The following is a 15,535-nucleotide window of genomic DNA, read 5'->3' as shown; positions in this document are numbered from 1 at the left end:
TAAGGAAGCCATATGAACATGCATAAGTCTCTGGTTGCCGTGCTCGGCCTTATCCTGATTTCATCCACGGCAAGTGCTGCAACCTGTCGTGCGGGTAGCGCGGCACAGGCCGGTAGTAATACAGGATATGAGCGAGCACGTGCAGCTGCGGATGCATGGTCACAACGTGAAAACGATGTTTCCTCATCCCTGCAGTCCTGTCTGTCACGAATCAAAAAAATCAGCATAAACCTCCCCCAGTTCCCCAGCCTTGACGACATTCTGTCGCAGCTGGAAAACCAGGTCTGCGACGCGGTCGTGGACAAGGTGAATGAAAAGCTGCCGGGGAATATTGATCCCTGGAAGGACTACAACCTATGACCGAAAATACCGAGCCATCCTCGCCATCACATCCGGCACCTGACCCGGAAATACTGAAGAGCACAATCAGGGCTATGAAGCAGTCAGAACAGCGGGCAAATAATGTCCCTGCGCTGATAAAAGCGCTTTTATGTACGGGCACATGTCTTCTTATCAGTATTACTGGTAACGCCATTCAGTACTGGCACTCAACGAATGTGGAGCGCGAATATTTCGCTACAGACAATGGTCGTCTGGTCAGGCTGGCACCAACAAGTCAGCCAGCATGGAGTCAGAATGATGCAATGGCCTTTGGCAGCCAGGCACTGGCGACCGCATTCAACCTGGATTTTGTGCACTATCGTTCACAGATCTCCTCCCTGTCTCCGCGTTTTTCTGACGAAGGTTTTGTCGGATATGTGAATGCATTACAGGCATCTAACATTCTGGAGACGATCAAGAAAGAGAAGATGAATCTGACCGCCACGACAGGTGCTGGCGTTCTGGTACGACAGGGACAAATGTCCGACGGCGTATGGTTCTGGACATTCCAGTATCCTGTCCGTATGCGTCTGGTCGGCCAGACAACCAGCAAGCCAGAACAGTCTTTTGTTTTCGAAATCACCATCCAGCGTGTTGACCCCAGACTGAAACCATCCGGTATGGAAATCCGGCAGATGATCTCCCGTAACGCCGGACCGAACTCCTGAGATAAGTAATATGCAATCACGTTATTTACTGAGCACACTGCTCCTGGTGTGCAGCGCCGCCACGTCTGCAGATAACGCAGGATGGCAGAACGCACGCACACCACAAACGACAAATTCTGCCAGCGATCACGTTCAGAACACCTCCCAAAACACCGGAGGTGTTCCGGCAACACTGGTAAAAGGTGAGCTGCCTGCCCCCGGGCAGGCCAGCCCGCTGGTACAGGATGCGGCAAGGCTTGATTCTGAGCTCTCCGCCGATGAGATTCGCTCACTACGCAGTCTCATGGCGGATAACGAGCGGGCCATCAATGCGCCCATCACCAGTGTTGTACCCCGTATCAGCTCTCTGACAGTTAATCTGTCCCCCGGTGCCAGCCTTCCTCTTGTTCGCACAGCCATGAACAACCTGAGCGTGGTGACATTTACCGATATCAACGGTTCACCATGGCCACAATCCGATCCTCCTTATAACGCGGCACCAAAACTCTTTGATGTGCAGTACAACGAGAACATGGTGACAATCACACCATTGCGGCCATGGGCATCCGGAAATATTTCTGTCTACCTGAAAGGTCTGTCGGTACCGGTCATCCTGAACGTAACCAGTGGCGAAACAGATACGCCGTCATCCAGTCAGGAAATGGACAGTCGTCTGGATCTGCGAATACCACGGCAGGGACCAACCAGCCCGGTTGTCTCCATCCCGACGGATAAGATCGCCCTGCATGATGCAACATTACAGGCATTTCTGGATGGTATTCCTCCCCGGGACCCTTCAGTTAAGAGGCTGAAATTCACAGGTAATGTCCCGGATACAACGATCTGGCAACACGGCGATGACCTTCTGGTTCGTTCCCGGGCGATGTTGCGCGATGAATTTGAACAGACCTTGTCCTCTGCCGACGGAACTCATCTCTGGAAGCTTCCCGTCACCCCACTACTGACTTTCTCTGTGAATGGCCAGTCCGTTCACGTGACACCAGAACTGGAGTAATCATGAGTGCTGAACAGGATGCCGGTAAATCCGGAAAGAAACTGGCTGCCCTGCTTGGACTGGGCAGCATCATCTTATTTGGCGGCGGCTATATCGCGTTTTCCAAACTATCAGGGAGTAACAGCGATATGCAGTCAGCCGTGAACATTAACAGTGCAGCAAGCGGCGGAACGCGCAGCGTTACCGAAACGCCTCACTATCGTGAACTGTTAAGAGCGGATAATGAACGAGGGGCCGCAGCTGCAGCCCGCAATAATCAGACGTTCATTGCCAGTCTTCCACAGGGGCTTGATATTCCGGACACTCCGGAAAAGCAACAACAGCCTGCAGCAAAACCGGAAAACTATGCTCATCGCCAGGCTTCCGGCACACCACAGGAGGATCGAGCAGCCAGTGAAAAACGTATGGAGCGGCTGCAAAAGCTGATTGTAAGAATAAAAGATCAGCATCCTGCCGGTAGTACACCAACCATAGCAACGACTATGTGGAATAAATCTCCGGCAGAAACAACAGGGCAGAATGGTACGCAGCAATTCGCATTACAGAATGCCAGCCTGTCCACGCCTGTAGCAGAAAAAGGGATACAACTGATACCTGCTCTGACCCGTATACCGGCATATATTGATACTGCAGTGGATTCTGATAACCCGTCATCCAAGGTTATCGCAACCATTCCCGCTGGCCCCTGGGCAGGGGCAACGCTGTTCAGTCCGGGAGTCAAACTGGTGGGTAACGGCGTGGAGATCCATTTCGACCGGATGAGCTGGAACGGCATGGACCTTAAGGTCAATGCATATGCTCAACGGGAAGACAACCTGATGTCATCCGTGGCCAGCAATGTGAATACACGCTGGTTTAAACATATCATTCTGCCGTCAGTGTTAGGAGGTGTGGGCAGTATTGGCACACTTTATAAAGATGCCAACACGCAGGTTATTCAGGGTAACTATGGCACGGTTACCGGACGCGTGGGAATGCCCAGTGGTGAAGCTGTTGCGGGCGTTATTGCCGGTGGTATGGCGGAAAGAGGAAGTCAGATATTAACCCGCCAGGCAGAAAGTGAGCCCTATAAACAGGTAGAAGTGTATCAGCATGAAGTCGTATCAATTCTGTTTGTTGACCCGGTAATGACAAACGACGCCAGGTCATCTTCCCTTTCCAGTGGCATTTCCCCTTCAGTTAATCGTACATCACAGACGGAACAACGCTCGCAGGCACGAATGCAGACAGCCATGGAGCAAAGAAAAGCTGTGATGCAACGTCGGTATGATGAACAACCGGAGACACCATAATGAAACCTGAAACAGAAATAGATGAAACCGGCAGCTTCGGTGAACCCGAAGAGAAACCCGCCCCTTTCTGGAAACGTTCCGTCTGGGGGATATCTGTAGCAACATGGGGGCTATGTGCAGTCGTATTGCTCGCAGCCATATGGTATCTGTTCCTGAGAGCACCATCGGAAACAGGCATGCCTCCGTTTAATGATGCGGATGCTGGCGTACAGACCTGGCAAACCACACAAGAATCATCACCTTCCGTTCAGTCCACTGAGACCATGACTGTCCGGACAGGAGAAGATATGAGCCAGCTTGCCCGGGATGTAAAAACAGAGCTGGATAACCGCGATGAAAAAATTCAGGCAACACTGAATATGCTTCACGACAGCATTAACAAGCTGGGCGAAGCTATAAAAAAGGATGAAGAATACGCACAGGAAACGCGCCGTCAGCTGGATGATATCCGGAGCCACCTGAACGGAATGATGACACAGAAAAGCGTCACCGAATCCTCTTCCACACCGCATCCAGCAAAGAAAAAAACGTCGTCTGTACTTAACGGAATGAAAATCATGTCGATGGAAACTGGCATGGCCTGGATTCGCTGGCAGGGTAGTACCTGGGCTGTCAGAGAAGGTCAGACTCTGGGCAATGTGGTGATCCAGCGGATTGATCCGACGACCCGGACCATCATCACCAGTGCAGGGACGTTACGCTGATGAACATGGATGCCCTGACCGCCATTGAGAACTTTGCCAGCAGTATTTTCAGTGCCGGAATGGATTTCCTGTTTACCTGGGGAGAATTCATCGGGGTGATCAGCATGATTACCCTGTTTGCCCGCGCCCGTTCAGCCGGTCCGGTAAAAATGTCTCCCGGAAAATTTATTGCGGGGATGTTAACCAGCTGCATGCTCGTATCACTCCCGGCAATGATTAACGCCGGAGGCGTACAAATGGGATTCAGGGCTGACTCATTTGGCCCGATTGCATATGTACAACCTCAGACGTTTGGCGCTGCTGCTGGCGCAGCAAATGCAGTTCTGTCGCTGGCCAAGCTGGCCGGTGTGGGATTTGTCATGAACGGGATATCCATCTGGCGCAAGGCCGGACTCGATGGACATACCGCACTGAGTGCCAGTGAATCCGTCAGTAAAGGAAACGTCAAATTTATTGCCGGCGTCCTGCTGGTCTTTATCGATCGTGTCCTCAATGCCCTGCTGGCAAGCATTGGAATCGTCTTCTGATTTTTTTCACCTTCATATAAACCACTGATATATCCATTTAAGGAGAAACTATGTCACGTATTCGTGTCGTAGCGGCCCGTCTGTACGCCGCATTTATCCACGCACAACTGTTTGTAATGTCATGCCGGAGCAAACTGACTAAGTTCCTGCTGCTCATTCCCATGATGTTGCTGCCCAAAGCCGTTCTTGCCGATGGAGATCTTGCCGATATGGTTCGCAATGTCGAACAAGGTGCCAAAACAGCACAGTCATCATCACTGACTATTGCGCAGTTCATCGGCGTAATTCTGTTTCTCGGGGGCCTGATTGGCCTGAAAAAAGTTGGGAAACAAGGGGGGATGGGACTGGCTAGTTGCATTGTATCTATCGTCATTGGGGCGGTACTTGTCGCCGGACCTGAAATGATGAGTCGCAGCCAGAAACAGTTGGGGATTTCCTCAATTTCCATTGGCTAATCTTGTCCAGGGCACTGGCATTTATCCGGTGCCCTTCCTATTCGGCAATACAAGGAGGCACATATGTCTGCCTGGAGCCCGGAGCACATAACGTTACGACGAACAGAAAACGGCAATGTGATTGCCCACGACAGTCGGGACGATCAGGAATTCATTTTTGCAGAATGCTGTTCCGATGAAATCGCAAACATCATTCTGGAAGCCGTGAAACGTTACACCAGTACGGAGCCTGCTCATGCAACACAGCATTAAAGACTTGTGGTTGTATCCCTTTCCAGAAATTGATGTGGTTCATACACAGGAGCCACTGTTACCGGAACCGGAATTAACAACGCCCGGTCGATGTATCTGCTGCCGGCAAAACGTCAGGCACCGTTTCAGACTGGATGACTCATGGCCACTCAGACAGCTTACCGACACAATCAGTGACACACGAGTTCGTCTTAATAAGGCTACAGAACATCTGGATAAGTTAAAAAAGCGTGGTGAACCAGTCGCAACCGGCGAAAAGGAAAAGTACAACACGGCAGTAAAAGCCGCTGAACGGGCGCTTGAGCAGGCCCGTCTGTCTGCCAGACGTCTTTCACTCCGCCATGTACAGAAAGCTGAAATCACCAGTACAGAGTCGTTGTCAGAGAAAGAGCAGGAACTGTTTCATGAAGACGGCCCGCCTTACAGCTTATGTGCTTTCTGCCACGCCTGGCATTCACTGAATGGTTATGCCGCAGCACAGGGCGTTATGGTGTGGCTACCCGACCTTCATCCATCCACGGTCGTGGCCCTTAACCGTCGTTCATTACAGGAAGTTTTCAGTAATGATAAGTTCCGGGTCCGGCGGGGACGGGAAGCGCTCTCTGCACTGATGCAAAACAGACTGGCGGTTGAGGATAAATTCCGCAGTTTCCGCCCGGCCGATTTCGCTGACGTTTTTCGTCGCTATCCACCTTCCGGTCGTTCGCCCCTGCGTGAAAAAATGAACGGGATTGCCCTGATTCTGACACCAGATTCATTCATCAAAAAAGAATACGTTGATTGATTTTTCTTCATGCCACTCCAGCGCGGGGTGGCATTAAAAAAATCAAACTGCACAAACCTCCCTCCTGTAAGTCCGGAGTTCCCTCACCTATGAACATAAACCGTTTAATCTTCACTATCGAAGACTGTCTGAACACGCTATCCCGTTTCTCTGTCGCAAGCAGTTTTGTTGAGTATTGCGATTTACGTACTGTAATTGGTCTGGACAGACAGGATCGTGAACGTCGCCCATGGCTGAATTCGCCCTATATTGCAGCCACAAAGCGTGGAGAATATCTCTCTGTCTTTGAAGTCAGCGGTGCTTTCAGGGAAATGGATGAAGCATCCGACCAGACTGGCCCAGGTTCACTGGAATCGCTGATCACCAGCATGAGTGACAGCCTGAATACGGCATATAAAAACAGCGGTCATAAAATCAGCTTCGTTTTTGAGCGTGATCCTGACATGGGGAAAGAAGAAATCGAAGACATGGTCGCCCCACAAAAGCGCTCACTGGCTAATACAGGTATCCAGTTACAGGATGTGGTCGATGAGAAAGTCACAACACTGTCCCCATGGCTGGTCCGGGAGCGTTGCTGGCTGGCGATCTGGAGTGGACCCGACCTTATCAGCAACAGCGATCGCACCGCCCATGATGAGCTTGTCAGAAGACTGGCTGAACGGGTACCGAAAGCACGCTTTGCCCAGTCCCCCTGGCAGTGGACCTTATCTGCACTGAAAATCCGCCACGAAGCTTTTCTTGATAATGTGGAACAGGCACTGAGACATTCATCTGATGGCCTGATTCTCCGGCTACTGGATATACACGAGGTCGGGCGTGAAATACGTCGTCAGACAGAACGGCACAGCACACCGCGTAACTGGCAACCCCACCTGCCTGAAGATGCCCAGCCAGCGGGATATCGCTGGACTGACGATGAATCCGTACTACATGCTCCTTCATTGCATTTGCAGTTATTCAACACTCAGGTGACCACACAGGGCAACCTGGTTCAGGCGGGCGGACTCTGGCACGGAATGGTATCGATTACTTTACCTCCGCAAAATCTGCAGACGTTTAACGAACTGGTCCGTGCCGTCCCCCGCGCAGTCCCCTGGCGCATCAGAATGGATCTGATGCCCGGCGGGATGAAGGCTCTTAATCTGAAGAAAACGCTTCTGACTTACAGCAGCTTCATTTCTGCCGTTCGTCCAATGTATGAATCCGTTATGGCCCTGGCGGCAACGGATGAAAAAGAACCTGTCTGCATAATGACCATCATGGCCTCCACGTGGGGAAAAACACGTGAAATATGCACACGAAACCAGGCCATTCTGAAATCAGCCATTGAAGGCTGGGGCGTATGTGGCACCACGACAACATTTGGCGATCCCCGACGCGCCTGGGTGAATACCATTCTCGCGGCATCCGGAGGCTCCGGCCCGGTTCCCCTGTATCCCCCGTTGTCACATGCCATCTCGCTTTTCCCGCTTAACAGGGCAGGCTCTGTCTGGCGAGGTAAAGGGAATCTTATGTTACATACAGAAGACGGTTCCGCAATTGAGGTTGGTCTGGCGTCATCCCAACAAAATAAACATACAGAACTCGCACCAGGCGATCCGGGACTGGGTAAATCAGTTCTGATTAATACATTGTCGGAAATACAGATATCATCTGCTCAGAAAAACCTGCCCTTCATTGCCTATATCGATAAGGGATACAGTGCTCAGGGACTGGTTCAGCTTATTCGCGACAGTCTTCCTCCGGAAAGAAAAGACGAAGCTGTCGGTATTATTCTGAGCAATGATCCGGAATACACCCGTAACCTTTTTGACGTGATGTACGGCGCTAAAAAGCCTATTACGCCGGAAAAGAATTTCATGTCATCGGTGCTGTGTGCTCTCTGTGTCGATACCGGTACCGGTCAACCCTGTAACCCCGGAGACACCCGACAAATTATCAACCAGCTTATCGAGCTGGCTTTTAAAGAGTACGGTGAAAATAATCCGCGACTTTATCGCGCCTCAACGGAAGAACTGGTGGATTCAGCACTGCAGGACTCGGGACTGTATGAAAAACATGATGCAACCTGGTGGGCCAGATCAACCTGGTTCGAAGTCCGGGATATGCTCCACAATGCCGGGTATATCATGGCGGCTCAGCGGGCACATTATCAGGCAATGCCCCAGCTTCCCGAAGTGTCCTCGATGCTGGGCCATACCAGTCTCAGGGATGTTTTCGGTACTGTTCAGCGTGATGGTTCAAACGAACTTCTGCTGGACTACATCCGCCGCGCGCTCGAGCAGGGACATAACGACTACCCCATGATATCCGGGTATACCCGGTTTATGATCAACCCGGAAACCCGGGTCATCGCTGTCGATCTGAATAATGTTGCCGGTGACAAAACGCCTGCAGGCAGGCTTAAAACCGGCATCATGTACCTGCTTGCAGGTCAGATCGCCGGTGGTGACTTCACCCTGCCACAATACAGGGATGAAGTGTTAAAGCAGCTTCCACGGGAATACCATGAAATCGCTCTTAAACGTATTAACCAACTTGATCAGGAGGTTAAGACAAAAGTTTATGATGAACTGCATAACGCCCGGGGCATTGACTTCATCTGGGAAAATCTGGATACCCAGGAGCGTGAGCAACGCAAGTTTGCTATCCGCACGGTTCTGAGTACGCAGTATCTGAGGGACTACCCGGAAAGCGTTCTTAAGTCAGCAAATACTCTCTGGTTACTGCGCTACAAACCCGAAGATATCCCCGTACTGAGGGATAACTTCAACGTTCCTGAATTTATGCTGAAACGCTTCCTGAAAATGCCGGAAGGCCCGGCACCAGATGGTAGTGGTGTTCCTGTTCTGGGAGTATTCAGGGTAAAAAGTGGCACGCTTGCGAGAATACTCAAATTTACCGTCGGTCCACTGGAGCTATGGGCGCTGAACTCATCGCCAAAAGACAGTGCCCTGCGTAAAACACTGACAAATAAGTTAGGTTCAGTTCGGGCACGTAAGATTCTGGCCGAAAACTTCCCCAGAGGTTCTGCAACGTCATTAATTGAGCACCGGGCGGGCCAACATAACAGTGACAATGTTATTGAAGAACTGGCCTCGGAGCTCATCCGAAAACAGGGATACAATCTCTGATGTGTACAATTCATATCACCCCACGCTGCCGGAGACCTGCCAGAGGGCAGGTATTTCTTAAAAAACTTGAGGTAAAAGGTGACAGTTTCTCATTCACTCTGCCGTCACGTGTCTTCAGGTTACATCCGGCCCCCAATCCCAGAGTGATATACGCCTCGGATGCCAGAACACAGGGAAAGGTTACAGGCATGCGGCTGTTGTTGCCGTCCAGCACAGATGAGCTGATAACAACGGCAATATGGCAGGTTTCTGTCCCGGATGAAGCACCATTCGACGTTCAGCATGTCATCCAGTGGATACTCCCTTCACCGCTGACTTCGCTGATGTCCGATGATACCTGGTTATGGCCATCCGTTCCCGGAACGCCGGCACTGAGTGCCGGTGACTGGCCTGTTATGGATACTGACCCTTCCACCTTACGGCGCGTCAGACGTCGTTCTTTCAGCATCATCGATAACCGGAACAGGAAAGGTTATATCACCAGGCGATATCAGTGTTTCCCACTGGCCCCACTACCTGAAGACAGAAAATACGACAGCCTTCCTGACCTTGTGCTCCACCCCGAGCAGGAGACAATAAAATGCAAAGAAAAACATTACTCGCAGCCCTTATAGCTATCCTGAATGGAACGGCATACCAGGCTCATGCTTATTCAGTCACCGTCGTCGCCAGCCGTCCCGTTGAACAGCAGGTCGTCCCCAGAATGGAGGCCATCAAAGGTGTGCTGAGTGACATACTGAGTACCCAGACAGCCACGGGTACCGCTATCAATCAGAACTCTGAAAAGCTGGCAAGTGTCATTGCCCAGAACGGACAGGCGACACGTCAGCAGATGATTTTCAGTAATGAAACTCAGCGCCTCGAGGAGGCACGGAAAAGCTTCACCGTGCCAGACTCCATCTGCAGTGAATCCGCATCAGGGATTGCAACAGAAAGCAAAAGTGCCTCAGCATCCGCAGCCTCAAAACTCAGTAAAGGTGGCGGTGTGAGCAACCGTAGCATCCGCGACCGTCTGGCCAGCGCAGCAAACTCTCCCGTGCGGGAAGCTTATGATGGCGCGGCCATACACGCCAGTTACTGTACAGAAGCAGAATATGCACGTTTTGGAGGAACCGCCGTTTGTCCTTCTGTGGGCGAAATACCAGGTGGAGACAGTCAGGTACGCTCGATTTACCACGGCGCAGGTACAGCGGACACACCTGCGGCACTGACATGGGATCAGAAGCAAATAGATGCAGCGACTGCTTACATGAAAAACACTTCCCGCCCCTCTGCCGGTCGTGCTCTGGGTAAAGGAGAAGTGAATACCCAGAGTGGGCGAACCTACGTCGGACTCCAGAACGAATACAACGGCATCATTGATTCTGCGTCGAATCCCCAACTGACGTTGATTGCTGACAGCACGCCTAATGAAAGCACACGTAAAGCACTGGCTGAAACACTGCAGTCAGACTCAGCGGCCGCTTACTTCGACCAGGTGGCTTCACCAGAAGCAAAAGCACGGGGATATATGAGTACCCGTGAGTTTGAAGCTTTTGAGGCTGGCCGGCGCTACGCCAACACAGCATACCTGGTGGATTTACAGGAAATGCAGGGGGATAACCTGCTCCGTGAACTGGTAAGAATCACTGCGCAAATGAACTGGCAGCTGAACGATCTGAAAGAACAGATCCGCCAGGGTAATGTTATCTCTGGCCAGCAACTGGCTCTGACTGCCCGCCAGTATTATGAAAAACAACTCGGTAGCCTTGAGAAAACAATCAATCAGGCAAACGCACGTTGAAAGCTGACGTCAGAACAGGACTGAAACAATGAATAAGTTACCGGAAAATTCAGACCAGACGAAAAACGTCAAAAAATCACTATCCATAACCCGCATAGCCACCCGGAGGATTATTAACATTTTTGTTCCTCTGATGGAGACTCGCCTGATAACGAATTCTGTACAGCATATGCTGAAGCAACAAAAAAGCAGGCTGGAAAAATTTCGTCAGGTAAATAATAAAAAGGCGCAACTCTGCCTCTCGTGGGAAGAAGCTCTGCAGGCCAGCCATATGTCAGTAGACGACCTGGATCGTCGTTTCCGCCGGCGCAGAACAGTATGGCGGTTATGCTGCTGGAGTCTGCTGGCCATCGCTTTATTCCTCAGCGGTATGCTCTTTGCCGCCTCCTCATTACCTTTGATGACACAGGTACGCGCCATCAGCACTCTTGTGTTGATTCTGTCAGGCGTCGCTCTTTGTGCTTCCAGAGCTCTGATAGTTACATACCGCCTCTGGCAGTTGCATGAACGAAAAGTCAGCGAACCCGAGCAGGGGACTTTCCGTGATTTTCTGAACGACCGCAATGGCTGGCGCAATGCCACATTAATTGCCGTAACCAGTAAACAATACTGATCACGTCCAGATGCCAGTACCACTGGCATGTCGCCATCCCCCTTAATTAAATCCTGTGTGGCCTTTGCCCATACGCAATTCTATTCCGGAGTTACTGTGAAAATTTTACTTCGCGCACTCTGTGCAGGCCTTGCTATATCCTCACTGCCGGCAATGGCTTCAGTGACCTATCAGGATATTGTGTCTGCCGCCACCAATCCTGACGATCTGTCCCGCCAGGCGCTGGTCACGATATTCGGTGATGTGGTCACCAATCCACTGTCAACCAGCGACCCCACCCTGATCGGAAGCATGTTCTGGGTGTTCAACAATATCATTGCCGTACTTGCTATCGTCTGGTGTATCTTCATTAGTATCCGCCATGTTGTGCGTTCGGGGCATCAGGGACAGGTATTCAGCGTCGGGCGCGATATTGTCGGCATACTGAGTTTCGTCGCAGGCTTTCTGATGATCGTTCCTACCGGAAATGGCTGGAGTCTCGCTCAGCTCATTATGTTATGGGGCGCATCGATAATGGGGGTTGGGTCCGCCAATGTGATGGTGCAAGTTGCCGCTGATAATATCGCAAATGGTTATTCAATGACTGTACAGCCAGTTCAGGCATCCACACGAACAGCTGCGCGTGGCATTTTTGAAATGGAACTATGTAAGTATGCGGTTAACGCAGGACTAAATGATTTTAATCAGACCGCCAAATCCTTGACTTCACTGATGACAGAATCAGCTAAAACCGCCAGTGGTAATTACACTGTCACGGTATCCAATGGCAGCGGTATCTGTGGTACAGCCAGCCTGTCAGTAGAAGGAAACGGAACAACAGATCAGTCGACGATTGGAAAATTCTTTAATCCCTTCAGTAAAAACGAGTACAGCGGTGTTATCTCAGCACAACGTGCAGCCATGGATAATATGATTAGCGACATGGACAACGCTGCCAGTGAGTTTGTGACAACATTTCTGGAAAAAAGAAATTCTGGCAACGGAACACTGCCGGATATCGAGACACGAATTCAGAAAGCAGCCGACGAATACGAACGTGCTGTGCAAAAATCGCTACCCACTGATAACGGAGAGCAATCCAGAAAAGAGGCTCTTAAATCTTATCTCACAACCTACGGGTGGGTAACGCTTGGCGCATGGTATCAGACCTTTGCCACTGCTAACCAGCGTCTGGCAGAGCTGGCTGACAGAGCTCCAGCTGTAACTTCAATGTCATCACTGGGAGAAGTTGGTGATACTGACTTATTCAGTGCGGTCATGAGTGCCTATAGGACGCAACTGCAGAATTCCTCCTATACGCCACCGCTGGGCACAGTAGTATCATCCAGTGAACAACGCATGGCAAATGCACAAGATCCGAAATCTGCCTTGTCTGAAATTATGGGCCCCCTTGTTAGTCTCACTAACAGGATTGCAACGGAAACAAGTGGCACAGGCACAACCAGTGCTCAAATTAATCCTCTGATAAAAATGAAAAATATCGGAGATATAACAATGGTAAGTGCAGAAGGAATCTGGACTATATATACAACGGCCAGAGTTGTCGTTGCCGGTGGCAAAGATTCAATTCTTGTAAAATTCTTTAACTCACTAACAGGTGCCGCTTCGATGCTTACCGCGCTGTTTGAAGCACTTGCACCACCTGTTTATTTTCTTTTGTTCCTGATGTTCTGTGCTGGATTTTCCTTATCAATTTACCTGCCATTCATTCCGTTTATTTTCTGGATGACAGGCATCGGGAACTGGATAGTCAGCGTATTAATAGGATGTACCGCCGGGCCGCTGTGGGCTGCAACACATCTCGGGACATCAGAAGACAGAGGAAGTCGGGCAGCCTACGGTTATATATACTTAATTGATAGTATGATAAGGCCGCCCATCATGGTCTTTGGTTTTTTCTTTGCTTCTGTAGCCATCATCGCCGTAGGCACAATACTGAATGCATTATTTGGCGCTGCCCTGGTTAACGTACAGTTCAATTCGCTGACCGGTATTTTCAGTCTTGCTGGTTTCTTGCTGATATACGCCAGAATTTGTACAACCACTGTAGCTGCCATATTTGCCCTTCAGGCCTACCTACCTGATCATGTTATTAACTTCCTAGGGGGACGTGATGGAGCCAACACGCTTGGCAGCATGGCAAATTCTGTTAAAGAAATATTTATTGGAGGAAGTCGCAATATCCGACATACTCCTGGAATGAAAACAGATCGTCTTAAAGATAATACAAAAGGAAGTGACGACAAGGACGGAATAAAAGGATAATATCAATATAAATATTGCACAACCTCCCCATCGGCATTAAAATAATAGATAGTACGAGGGGAGGCATTATATGAAAGCTAAAAAAGAAACAACAGACAGATTTCCAACCTGGTGGCTATTTTATTATGTATTAAGAAAAGCTTATTTCTTTCTTGGAATACCTTTTTTTCTGTTCTGCGCATTAGGCTTTACCGAAATGCTATGTTCTGATCGTTATTTCGGAAATAAGGTCGAAGATTATGTTGTCACTTTCGGTAGTTGGTTCTTATTACTTGCGCCAGGCATATGGATGTACTCACGTGCAAAAACAAGGAGAGAAAAAATAAGAAAAGTTGTACAAACAATAAAAGAGTCAGGCTTCTACTCTCCAGAGAAGGGGTATGAGGGATTATCTTTAACCCAGGGAGCTTATTTCGGCATTGACCTTAAAAATGGCACAATGTTGTATGTCCGTATCTATCCAGGCAACATTATGGATGTTATCGGTTTTGACATTCATAATTTCACTCGTACTGTAACAGACGACAAAAAACTGGAAATTCATACGAAATACATCAATCTGCCAATGGTTCCTGTTCCATCATGGTGTGCTCATCCAGAAACAGCATCAAACACCATGCACGCAATGGCAAGTCGAGGATATGATTACCCTGTCGACTTTCCTCGCCTGATTCAGGAAAAGCGTAAGGAGTGGGAGCAGATTGCAGGCATGCCTGTAGCCGAAGTATTTTAAGATAAGCTCCCTCCATAACAGCCGGTTCAAATGAGCCGGCTTTTGTTCATTACAACAGATAACTTATGCCGTTACCGATAAATTCGACCAAGTGCTTTAATCGCAGCAATTTTTATTTCCATATCATCACTTTGACTCAATCTATGTAATTCACGAGTAATGTTCTCCGCCTGACACCGGCCTTCACCTAATGCATAGATCGCAGCAAGTGTAACGTCTTTTGATTTACTCTTCATCATTTCAAACAAGAAAGTATTAGCTATCGCAGGAGGCATGCTCATAATCAATCCTCTTCATGAAATAAACAATGGCACTCACTTACAAACAGGAGTCCACTATCGCAAGCGACTCAACTTAGCAATATCTCTCAATTTGAATGAAAAAACCAGATGGCATGTGACAGGGAACCGTCCGCATGATGTCCGTGACCATTTAACCCCATAAGCTAACCTTGTCACAAACGGGCGCAGAACAGCCTGCCAGACAGACAACAAAACAAAAGTCCAAGATAAAACATGAATACCGGTATCTCAATGCGAAGAAATAATCTCCGTAGAAACCCCCATGAGAAAAATATCATATGGGAGAAAATCGCAATTATCACAGCCAGCGCATTCATTATTTTCGCTGTGCTCTGGCATTAATTATTTTCAACACAAAAAGGAAAAAACAATGAATCTGGTAGACGCCTTTGTCAAAAAAGTAATATCCGGGCCATATGAAGAATATGGAAAATGGTGGATAGATGTTGAATACATTTCATGGGGTGTTCCCGGGAAAACAAGACTGATGTTTGAGTCAAAGGAGCAGGCACTGGAAGTTAAAGAAGGGTACAAATTTTTAACGTGAGATCTCTTTTTTGATTAGCAGGATTTTTGACATAGTGTGGGACAAAGCATAGAATTGATTATGTTAGATACAGACTGTCTTTTCCCGCCCAGAGCAACCAA

17 protein-coding genes are annotated in these 15,535 nt (G+C 49.3%); 16 read left to right on the top strand and 1 reads right to left on the bottom strand.

Annotated features, from left to right (window positions below; translation table 11 throughout):
- Window positions 1-12: 12 nt before the first annotated feature.
- From JLG71_RS27805 to excA, 15 genes are all read left to right on the top strand, one after another.
- Window positions 13-360, top strand: coding sequence for a conjugal transfer protein (locus JLG71_RS27805; protein WP_001055900.1), 348 nt, complete (start codon window positions 13-15; stop codon window positions 358-360).
- Entirely contained in the window at window positions 357-1,049 is a 693-nt protein-coding gene (locus JLG71_RS27800) for a DotI/IcmL family type IV secretion protein (RefSeq protein ID WP_000138552.1), read from the top strand. Before JLG71_RS27805 ends, JLG71_RS27800 begins: the two co-directional genes overlap by 4 nt.
- Window positions 1,050-1,059: 10 nt before the next feature.
- Window positions 1,060-2,043: an IncI1-type conjugal transfer protein TraN gene (traN, locus tag JLG71_RS27795; protein ID WP_021513963.1), complete on the top strand. Its 984-nt coding sequence runs from the start codon at window positions 1,060-1,062 to the stop codon at window positions 2,041-2,043.
- A gap of 2 nt (window positions 2,044-2,045) precedes the next feature.
- Window positions 2,046-3,335 carry a conjugal transfer protein TraO gene (gene traO, locus JLG71_RS27790; protein ID WP_033544219.1) on the top strand — a complete coding sequence of 430 codons (1,290 nt, stop codon included), beginning with the start codon at window positions 2,046-2,048 and terminating at the stop codon, window positions 3,333-3,335.
- The gene (traP, locus tag JLG71_RS27785; RefSeq protein WP_000801919.1) at window positions 3,335-4,039 is read left to right on the top strand and encodes an IncI1-type conjugal transfer protein TraP; all 705 of its coding nucleotides are present in this window, start codon (window positions 3,335-3,337) and stop codon (window positions 4,037-4,039) included. Before traO ends, traP begins: the two co-directional genes overlap by 1 nt.
- Window positions 4,039-4,566 carry a conjugal transfer protein TraQ gene (gene traQ / locus JLG71_RS27780; RefSeq protein ID WP_001055569.1) on the top strand — a complete coding sequence of 176 codons (528 nt, stop codon included), beginning with the start codon at window positions 4,039-4,041 and terminating at the stop codon, window positions 4,564-4,566. The genes traP and traQ overlap by 1 nt, the downstream gene beginning before the upstream one ends.
- 50 nt (window positions 4,567-4,616) lie before the next feature.
- Complete coding sequence (gene traR / locus JLG71_RS27775) at window positions 4,617-5,021, top strand: IncI1-type conjugal transfer protein TraR (RefSeq protein WP_000086960.1); 405 nt, start codon at window positions 4,617-4,619, stop codon at window positions 5,019-5,021.
- Between the two features lie 63 nt (window positions 5,022-5,084).
- Complete coding sequence (gene traS, locus JLG71_RS27770) at window positions 5,085-5,273, top strand: putative conjugal transfer protein TraS (protein ID WP_001277255.1); 189 nt, start codon at window positions 5,085-5,087, stop codon at window positions 5,271-5,273.
- Window positions 5,257-6,057, top strand: a complete 801-nt coding sequence (traT, locus tag JLG71_RS27765; RefSeq protein WP_001164788.1) for an IncI1-type conjugal transfer protein TraT — start codon at window positions 5,257-5,259, stop codon at window positions 6,055-6,057. Before traS ends, traT begins: the two co-directional genes overlap by 17 nt.
- A gap of 89 nt (window positions 6,058-6,146) precedes the next feature.
- Window positions 6,147-9,191, top strand: a complete 3,045-nt coding sequence (traU, locus tag JLG71_RS27760; RefSeq protein ID WP_001024780.1) for an IncI1-type conjugal transfer protein TraU — start codon at window positions 6,147-6,149, stop codon at window positions 9,189-9,191.
- Complete coding sequence (gene traV, locus JLG71_RS27755; RefSeq protein ID WP_000337400.1) at window positions 9,191-9,805, top strand: IncI1-type conjugal transfer protein TraV; 615 nt, start codon at window positions 9,191-9,193, stop codon at window positions 9,803-9,805. Before traU ends, traV begins: the two co-directional genes overlap by 1 nt.
- The gene (gene traW / locus JLG71_RS27750) at window positions 9,772-10,974 is read left to right on the top strand and encodes an IncI1-type conjugal transfer protein TraW (RefSeq protein WP_001189156.1); all 1,203 of its coding nucleotides are present in this window, start codon (window positions 9,772-9,774) and stop codon (window positions 10,972-10,974) included. Before traV ends, traW begins: the two co-directional genes overlap by 34 nt.
- A 28-nt stretch (window positions 10,975-11,002) precedes the next feature.
- The gene (traX, locus tag JLG71_RS27745; RefSeq protein WP_001037985.1) at window positions 11,003-11,587 is read left to right on the top strand and encodes an IncI1-type conjugal transfer protein TraX; all 585 of its coding nucleotides are present in this window, start codon (window positions 11,003-11,005) and stop codon (window positions 11,585-11,587) included.
- A gap of 96 nt (window positions 11,588-11,683) precedes the next feature.
- Window positions 11,684-13,852, top strand: coding sequence for a DotA/TraY family protein (locus JLG71_RS27740; RefSeq protein ID WP_200914336.1), 2,169 nt, complete (start codon window positions 11,684-11,686; stop codon window positions 13,850-13,852).
- A gap of 70 nt (window positions 13,853-13,922) precedes the next feature.
- Entirely contained in the window at window positions 13,923-14,585 is a 663-nt protein-coding gene (gene excA, locus JLG71_RS27735; RefSeq protein WP_000644794.1) for a plasmid IncI1-type surface exclusion protein ExcA, read from the top strand.
- A gap of 71 nt (window positions 14,586-14,656) precedes the next feature.
- On the opposite strand, the gene JLG71_RS27730 is transcribed toward excA, so the two are convergent.
- Window positions 14,657-14,866, bottom strand: a complete 210-nt coding sequence (locus JLG71_RS27730; protein ID WP_000062603.1) for a HEAT repeat domain-containing protein — start codon at window positions 14,864-14,866, stop codon at window positions 14,657-14,659.
- Window positions 14,867-15,257: 391 nt separating this feature from the next.
- On the opposite strand from JLG71_RS27730, the gene JLG71_RS27725 reads away from it, so the two are divergent.
- Window positions 15,258-15,434: a hypothetical protein gene (locus JLG71_RS27725; RefSeq protein WP_001054900.1), complete on the top strand. Its 177-nt coding sequence runs from the start codon at window positions 15,258-15,260 to the stop codon at window positions 15,432-15,434.
- Window positions 15,435-15,535 lie beyond the last annotated feature (101 nt).

The sequence above is a fragment of the Klebsiella michiganensis genome, from assembly GCF_015139575.1.
GTDB classification, from domain to species: Bacteria; Pseudomonadota; Gammaproteobacteria; order Enterobacterales; family Enterobacteriaceae; genus Klebsiella; species Klebsiella michiganensis.
This window is presented reverse-complemented; position numbering and strand designations above follow the sequence as displayed.

Coding starts and splice junctions, on each gene's coding strand:
- JLG71_RS27805 (WP_001055900.1), top strand. CDS start 13: ATGAACATGCATAAGTCTCTGGTTGCCGTGCTCGGCCTTATCCTGATT.
- JLG71_RS27800 (WP_000138552.1), top strand. CDS start 357: ATGACCGAAAATACCGAGCCATCCTCGCCATCACATCCGGCACCTGAC.
- traN (WP_021513963.1), top strand. CDS start 1,060: ATGCAATCACGTTATTTACTGAGCACACTGCTCCTGGTGTGCAGCGCC.
- traO (WP_033544219.1), top strand. CDS start 2,046: ATGAGTGCTGAACAGGATGCCGGTAAATCCGGAAAGAAACTGGCTGCC.
- traP (WP_000801919.1), top strand. CDS start 3,335: ATGAAACCTGAAACAGAAATAGATGAAACCGGCAGCTTCGGTGAACCC.
- traQ (WP_001055569.1), top strand. CDS start 4,039: ATGAACATGGATGCCCTGACCGCCATTGAGAACTTTGCCAGCAGTATT.
- traR (WP_000086960.1), top strand. CDS start 4,617: ATGTCACGTATTCGTGTCGTAGCGGCCCGTCTGTACGCCGCATTTATC.
- traS (WP_001277255.1), top strand. CDS start 5,085: ATGTCTGCCTGGAGCCCGGAGCACATAACGTTACGACGAACAGAAAAC.
- traT (WP_001164788.1), top strand. CDS start 5,257: ATGCAACACAGCATTAAAGACTTGTGGTTGTATCCCTTTCCAGAAATT.
- traU (WP_001024780.1), top strand. CDS start 6,147: ATGAACATAAACCGTTTAATCTTCACTATCGAAGACTGTCTGAACACG.
- traV (WP_000337400.1), top strand. CDS start 9,191: ATGTGTACAATTCATATCACCCCACGCTGCCGGAGACCTGCCAGAGGG.
- traW (WP_001189156.1), top strand. CDS start 9,772: ATGCAAAGAAAAACATTACTCGCAGCCCTTATAGCTATCCTGAATGGA.
- traX (WP_001037985.1), top strand. CDS start 11,003: ATGAATAAGTTACCGGAAAATTCAGACCAGACGAAAAACGTCAAAAAA.
- excA (WP_000644794.1), top strand. CDS start 13,923: ATGAAAGCTAAAAAAGAAACAACAGACAGATTTCCAACCTGGTGGCTA.
- JLG71_RS27730 (WP_000062603.1), bottom strand. CDS start 14,866: ATGAGCATGCCTCCTGCGATAGCTAATACTTTCTTGTTTGAAATGATG.
- JLG71_RS27725 (WP_001054900.1), top strand. CDS start 15,258: ATGAATCTGGTAGACGCCTTTGTCAAAAAAGTAATATCCGGGCCATAT.